Annotated in this window: 5 protein-coding genes; 3 read left to right on the top strand and 2 right to left on the bottom strand. The window is 59.1% G+C overall.

Going from position 1 to position 7,219, the window contains the following annotated elements:
• Positions 1-47: 47 nt before the first annotated feature.
• Together gyrA and mtnA are read right to left on the bottom strand one after the other, a co-directional pair.
• On the bottom strand, positions 48-2,840 hold the full coding sequence (gyrA, locus tag RX972_RS25630) for a DNA gyrase subunit A (protein WP_316879645.1): 2,793 nt from the start codon (positions 2,838-2,840) through the stop codon (positions 48-50).
• A 306-nt stretch (positions 2,841-3,146) separates the two neighbouring features.
• Positions 3,147-4,223: an S-methyl-5-thioribose-1-phosphate isomerase gene (gene mtnA / locus RX972_RS25635; RefSeq protein WP_027902850.1), complete on the bottom strand. Its 1,077-nt coding sequence runs from the start codon at positions 4,221-4,223 to the stop codon at positions 3,147-3,149.
• A gap of 121 nt (positions 4,224-4,344) precedes the next feature.
• Here mtnA and RX972_RS25640 point away from each other — a divergent pair, with 121 nt between their 5' ends.
• The 3 genes from RX972_RS25640 to mupP all read left to right on the top strand — a co-directional run bounded on the left by RX972_RS25640 (position 4,345) and on the right by mupP (position 7,112).
• Positions 4,345-5,676 (top strand): TRZ/ATZ family hydrolase, encoded by a 1,332-nt coding sequence (locus tag RX972_RS25640; RefSeq protein WP_316879648.1) that lies wholly within the window; start codon positions 4,345-4,347, stop codon positions 5,674-5,676.
• 62 nt (positions 5,677-5,738) lie between these two features.
• Positions 5,739-6,437: a bifunctional 2-polyprenyl-6-hydroxyphenol methylase/3-demethylubiquinol 3-O-methyltransferase UbiG gene (ubiG, locus tag RX972_RS25645; RefSeq protein WP_316879650.1), complete on the top strand. Its 699-nt coding sequence runs from the start codon at positions 5,739-5,741 to the stop codon at positions 6,435-6,437.
• A 3-nt stretch (positions 6,438-6,440) separates the two neighbouring features.
• Positions 6,441-7,112, top strand: a complete 672-nt coding sequence (gene mupP, locus RX972_RS25650; protein WP_099267496.1) for an N-acetylmuramic acid 6-phosphate phosphatase MupP — start codon at positions 6,441-6,443, stop codon at positions 7,110-7,112.
• Positions 7,113-7,219 lie beyond the last annotated feature (107 nt).

A 7,219-nucleotide genomic window follows, 5' to 3' on the forward strand; every position in this document is an offset into this window, starting at 1 on the left:
GAATGACACACCGCCTCGCCAACAAGTTGGCTCCTACAGGTTACGCGTTACTCCTGCGGTTCTTCGTCGTCAGAAGCAGCGTCGGCTTGCAGCTCGTCGGTGGAAGCGTCTTCGTCAGCGATGTTCAGCACCTCGCCTTCGATCACTTCACCGTCTTCACCGATTACCAGCTCTTCGCCTTCGACTTCCGATGGCTCCTGCACACGCTCCAGGCCGACCAGTTTCTCGTCGCTGGCCAGCTTGATCAGCGTCACACCTTGAGTGTTACGACCCAGGCTGGACACTTCGCTGACACGGGTACGAACCAGTGTGCCCTGATCGGAAATCAGCATGATCTCTTCGCCGTCGAGTACCTGCACCGCACCGACAAGTCGGCCGTTACGCTCGTTGCTGACCATGGCAATAACGCCCTGACCGCCACGCTTGTACTCTGGGAACTCGGAGATCGCCGTACGCTTGCCATAGCCGCGCTCGGAAGCGGTAAGGATCTGACTGCCTTCTTCCGGGATCAGCATCGAAATCAGCTTCTGGCCTTCCGGCAGACGCATGCCGCGCACACCGCGGGCGGTACGGCCCATGGCACGAACGTCGGATTCCCTGAAGCGCGTGACCTTGCCGCCGTCGGAGAACAGCATGATTTCCTGCTCGCCATCGGTGATGGCTGCGGAGATCAGGATGTCGCCTTCGTCCAGCTCAAGCGCGATCAGACCCACGCTACGCTGACGGCTGAAGGCCACCAGCGGGGTTTTCTTCACGGTACCGTTGGCGGTGGACATGAAGATGAACGGAGCCTTCTTCTTGTCTGCGGCCTTGATGCGCGCTTTACGCTCTTCTTCGGTCTCGTTGCTGTTTTCTGCGTCGTCGATCTCACCTTCGATACCAGCCTCTTCCTCCTCGTCAGCCCGCTTGCGCATGGCTTCCAGGTCGACCGGCAACATGGTGGTGATGTACTCGCCCTCGCTCAGCGGTAGCAGGTTGACCAACGGACGGCCACGGGCAGCGCGGGACGCTTCCGGGATCTCGTAGGTCTTGAGCCAGTAAACCTTGCCCTTGCTGGAGAACATCAACAGCGTGGTGTGGCTGTTGGCGACCAGCAGGTGAGCAATGTAATCCTCATCCTTGATGCCGGTGGCCGACTTGCCTTTACCGCCGCGACGCTGCGCCTGATAGACCGCCAGAGGCTGAGTCTTGGCATAGCCACCGTGGGAAATCGTAACGACACGCTCCTCTTCAGGAATCATGTCGCCCAGTGTCAGGTCCAGACGCGCATCCAGAATTTCAGTGCGACGAACATCGCCGTACTCGACGCGGATCAATTCCAGCTCTTCGCGGATCACTTCCATCAAACGCACGGCGCTGTTGAGGATGCGCAACAGTTCGCCGATCTGGCTGAGGATTTCCTGATACTCGGTGAGCAGTTTTTCATGCTCAAGACCGGTCAGGCGGTGCAGACGCAATTCGAGAATGGCCTGAGCCTGTTCCGGCGACAGGAAATACTTGCCGTCACGCAGACCGTACTGTGGATCAAGGTTTTCCGGACGGCATGAATCAGCACCGGCGCGCTCGACCATTTCCACCACTGCGCTGGATTCCCAAGGCGTGGAAATCAACCCGACCTTGGCTTCCGCAGGTGTCGGCGAGGCTTTGATCAGGGCGATTACCGGATCGATGTTCGACAGCGCTACTGCCTGACCTTCGAGCAAATGACCACGCTCGCGGGCTTTACGCAGTTCGAAAACGGTACGACGGGTGACCACTTCGCGACGGTGACGAACGAAGGCTTCGAGCAGATCCTTGAGGTTCAGGATGCGCGGACGGCCGTCGATCAGTGCAACGATGTTGATACCGAAAACGGCTTGCAACTGGGTCTGGGCGTAGAGGTTGTTGAGGATGACCTCAGGCACTTCGCCGCGACGCAGTTCGATCACGACGCGCATACCGTCCTTGTCGGACTCGTCGCGCAACTCGGTGATGCCTTCCAGCTTCTTCTCTTTAACCAGCTCGGCGATCTTTTCGATCAGGCGAGCCTTGTTCAACTGATACGGCAGCTCGGTGATAACGATCTGCTGACGACCACCGACCTTGTCGATGTCTTCAACCATCGAGCGGGCACGCATGTAAATGCGACCGCGACCGGTGCGATAGGCTTCGACGATGCCTGCACGGCCGTTGATGATTGCGGCAGTCGGGAAGTCAGGACCCGGGATGAACTGCATCAGTTCATCGATGGAGATTTCCGGGTTGTCGATCAGCGCCAGGCAACCATCGATGACTTCACCGAGGTTGTGCGGCGGGATGTTGGTCGCCATGCCCACGGCAATACCGCTGGAACCGTTGACCAACAGGTTGGGAATACGGGTCGGCATGACCGCCGGGATCATTTCCGTGCCGTCGTAGTTCGGCACCCAGTCCACAGTTTCTTTATGCAGGTCAGCCAGCAGCTCGTGAGCCAGCTTGGTCATGCGCACTTCGGTGTATCGCATGGCCGCGGCGTTATCGCCGTCGACCGAACCGAAGTTGCCCTGACCGTCTACCAGCAGATAGCGCAGCGAGAATGGCTGGGCCATACGAACGATGGTGTCATACACGGCAGTGTCGCCGTGGGGGTGATACTTACCGATAACGTCACCGACCACACGGGCGGATTTCTTGTACGGCTTGTTCCAGTCGTTACCCAGTTCACTCATCGCGAACAGTACACGCCGGTGCACGGGCTTCAAGCCATCACGTGCATCGGGCAGTGCCCGCCCGACGATTACGCTCATTGCGTAGTCGAGGTAGGACTGCTTCAGCTCGTCTTCGATATTGACCGGGAGGATTTCTTTGGCCAGTTCGCCCATGAGAAGCTCGATTCCTTTTTCTGGTGAAACTTCGAACATCCATCCGGGAGGAACGAAGCTCGCCGCTACCGGCACGTTTGCCTGGCAACGACTTACGACAAATCAACGAGTTATGTACTGGATCTGCGCAGTAGGGACGGCTACTGCATGCGCCCCTGGAAACCGCCGGATGTTACCACAATCGCCGCTAAGCACCTATCCTTTGAAAGCCCTGAAAACGAGCTTGTCTGTCGCAAGACCGCTGAGAAGCGCTTACAGGCCCGCTTAGCGCCCTTGCGACCAAAGTTCCGCCGGTCTTCAAACGGATCAGTGCAAGCGTTTGCGGCACATCAATTGAGCCATTTTTGCGGTGTCCGGGCGCTCGACAATGCCCTTTTCAGTGACGATCACGTCAATCAGGTCAGCCGGGGTGACGTCGAATACCGGGTTGAATGCATCGACATCTGCGCCGACCCGCTGACCGCCCACTTCCAGCAGTTCACGACCGTCGCGCTCTTCAATGACGATTTCGTCACCGCTGGCCATGTCCATATCGATCGTCGAGCTCGGCGCGACCACCATGAAGCGCACGCCGTGGTGCATGGCAGCGACAGCCAGATGATAAGTACCGATCTTGTTGGCCACATCGCCATTGGCGGTGATGCGGTCGGCGCCCACGATCACCCAGGTAATGCCTTTGGTGCGCATCAAATGCGCTGCCGCCGAATCGGCATTTAGCGTCACGGGGATACCTTCGTTGGCCAGTTCCCAGGCGGTCAGCCGGGAGCCTTGCAACCATGGACGGGTTTCATCGGCGTAGACACGCTCGATCATCCCTTCCAGATGCGCTGCGCGGATAACGCCCAGCGCGGTACCGAAACCGCCGGTAGCAAGGGCGCCCGTGTTGCAGTGGGTCAGAACCGCCTGCAGGTTGCCCTGATTCTTGCGAATGAGGTCTGCACCCAGCTGAGCCATGGTCAGATTGGCTTCGCGATCGCTGAGGTGAATGGACACCGCTTCAGCCTCCAGCACCACCAGAGGGTCATCGTTTTTCTTGATACGCTGCAGACGTTCGCGCATCCGGTTCAGTGCCCAGAACAGATTGACGGCCGTGGGACGCGAGTCTGCCAGCACTTTGAAATCTTCTTCCAGGGCCGCTTTCCAGTCACCACCGGCGGCGATGCGGGCGCGAGCCCCCAGCACAACGCCATAAGCCGCGCTGATGCCGATAGCCGGTGCGCCACGGACAACCATTGAGCGAATGGCCTCGGCCACCCCCGCCGCGTTTTTATAAGCGAGCCAGGTTTCCTCGAAAGGCAAGATGCGCTGATCCAGCAGATACAGAGCGTCATCCCGCCAATCGATGGCTTTCACCTTCTCAGCAGCCAACAATCGATCGCGCATTGCACACTCCATACTCAAAAAACCCAAGCCGGACATCAAAAGCTGCCGATTATAGCGAGCCGTCGGCGAAGACGCTCGGGTATACTGTGCCGTCCCCATAATAAGCCCCGGAAGCCCAGTCATGCCTAACACCGCTGCCCCGCTCGACCTGCTGCTCCTGCCCGCCTGGCTGGTGCCGGTCGAACCCGCTGGCGTGGTGCTGAAGGATCATGGCCTGGGCATCCGCGATGGCTGCATCGTTTATATCGGCCCACGCGCCGAGGCCTTGAAACAAACGGCTCTGCAAACCCTTGAATTGCCTGAAATGCTGCTCAGCCCGGGATTGATCAACGCTCACGGGCACGCGGCCATGACCTTGTTCCGCGGGCTGGCCGACGATCTGCCGCTGATGACCTGGTTGCACGACCATATCTGGCCTGCGGAAAGCAAATGGGTGAGTGAGGATTTCATTCGCGACGGCACTGATCTGGCCATTGCCGAGCAGCTCAAAGGTGGCATTACCTGTTTCTCGGACATGTACTTCTACCCCTCGGTAGCAGCAGACCGCGTTCACAACAGCGGCATCCGCGCTCAGATCACCGTGCCGATTCTGGATTTTCCGATTCCTGGTGCACGGGATACCGACGAAGCCCTGCACATGGGCGTGCAGCTGTTCAATGATCTGGCCCATCACCCGCGCATAAAAATCGCCTTCGGCCCTCATGCACCGTACACCGTTGGCGACGAAAACCTGGAAAGGGTCCGGGTGATTGCCGACGAACTGGACGCCATGATCCAGATGCATGTTCACGAGACTGCCTTCGAAGTGGAGCAGGCTGTCGACCAGTCAGGTGAGCGCCCGCTGGCGCGCCTGAATCGTCTGGGTATGCTCGGCCCACGCTTTCAAGCCGTGCACATGACGCAAATAAACGATGACGATCTGGCGTTGCTGGTAGAAAGCAACACCAGCGTGATTCATTGCCCGGAATCAAACCTGAAACTGGCCAGCGGCTTCTGCCCGGTCGAACGACTGTGGCAGGCTGGCGTCAATGTAGCAGTAGGCACCGATGGTGCAGCCAGCAACAACGATCTGGATTTGCTGGGCGAGACCCGTACAGCAGCGCTGTTGGCCAAGGCCGTGGCAGGCTCGGCTGCCGCGCTGGATGCTCATCGCGCGTTACGCATGGCTACCCTGAATGGCGCACGGGCGCTGGGTATTCAGAACGAAGTCGGCTCGCTGGAGATTGGCAAGGCTGCCGACATAGTCGCCTTCGACCTGTCAGGCCTGGCCCGCCAACCGATTTATGATCCGGTATCACAGCTTATATACGCCACGGGCCGCGACTGTGTCAGCCACGTCTGGGTCGCGGGCAAGCAACTGCTCGAAGATCGCCGCCTGACGCGTATGGATGAACAGGCGTTGTGTGACACCGCAAAAGCCTGGGGCAAGCGTATCTCCGGGCGCACCGAATAAGACCGGGCTGGTTGTTCATCAGCCAGCCCGCTGCACGCATTTTGAGTTCAAGAGGACATCCCATGAGCAACGTCGATCACGCAGAAATCGCCAAATTCGAGGCATTGGCCCATCGCTGGTGGGACCGCAACAGCGAATTCAAGCCACTGCACGACATCAACCCGTTGCGGGTCAACTGGATCGACGAGCGCGTCAATCTGGCGGGCAAGAAGGTTCTGGACGTCGGTTGCGGCGGCGGAATTCTTTCCGAAGCCATGGCACTGCGTGGCGCGACCGTGACCGGTATCGACATGGGCGAAGCGCCACTGGCGGTCGCTCAGTTGCACCAGCTGGAATCTGGCGTACAGGTCGAATACCGGCAGATTACCGCCGAAGACCTGGCCGAAGAAATGCCTGAGCAGTTCGACGTCGTGACCTGCCTGGAAATGCTTGAGCACGTACCGGACCCGTCGTCGGTGATTCGCGCCTGCTACCAAATGGTCAAGCCAAGCGGCCAAGTGTTTTTCTCGACCATCAACCGCAACCCGAAGGCTTTTCTGTTCGCCATCGTCGGCGCGGAATACATCATGGGCCTGCTGCCGCGCGGCACCCACGACTTCAAGAAATTCATCCGCCCTTCCGAGCTGGGTGCCTGGAGCCGCGCCGCTGGCCTGCAGGTTAAAGACATCATCGGTCTGACCTACAACCCGCTGACCAAGCACTACAAGCTGGCTTCGGACGTCGACGTCAACTACATGATCCAGACGCTCCGGGAGGCATAAGCCATGCGTTTGAGAGCAGTTCTATTCGACATGGACGGTACCCTGCTCGATACCGCTCCGGATTTCATCGCCATTTGCCAGGCGATGCTTGCTGAACGCGGCTTGCCTGCTGTGCCGGACAAGCTGATCCGTGATGAGGTTTCCGGCGGTGCCAAGGCGATGGTCGCTGCGACTTTTGCCATGTCCCCGGACGCCGAGGGATTCGAGGCCCTGCGCCTTGAGTTCCTCGAGCGCTACCAGCGCGACTGCGCCGTACACAGCAAGCTGTTCGACGGTATGGCGGAGTTGTTGGCCGATATCGAAAAGGCCAACCTGATCTGGGGCGTGGTCACCAACAAACCGGTGCGCTTCGCTCAGCCGATCATGGATCAGTTGGGGCTGTCACAACGCTCGGCCTTGCTGATCTGCCCGGATCACGTAACGCGCAGCAAACCCGATCCCGAGCCGCTGATCCTGGCCTGCAAGATGCTTGATCTGGATCCGGCAAGCGTGCTGTTTGTAGGCGATGATCTGCGTGACATCGAATCCGGCCGCGACGCGGGCACTAAAACCGCAGCGGTGCGCTATGGCTACATCCACCCCAACGACAACCCTGATCACTGGGGTGCCGATGTGGTAGTGGATCACCCGCTGGAACTGCGCAAGGTGCTGGATAACGCGCTGTGTAGTTGCTGAAGGCACTTCAGAACTGCATGCAAAGCGCGACCTGTGGGAGTGGTCCCGGTATCCCTGACACCGCGCTGTCGCGCAGCAAACGGGTGACCTGTACAGACTGTGTGAAA

Origin of the sequence: Pseudomonas syringae group sp. J309-1 (genome assembly GCF_032582135.1) — a bacterium.
GTDB lineage: Bacteria > Pseudomonadota > Gammaproteobacteria > Pseudomonadales > Pseudomonadaceae > Aquipseudomonas > Aquipseudomonas quasicaspiana.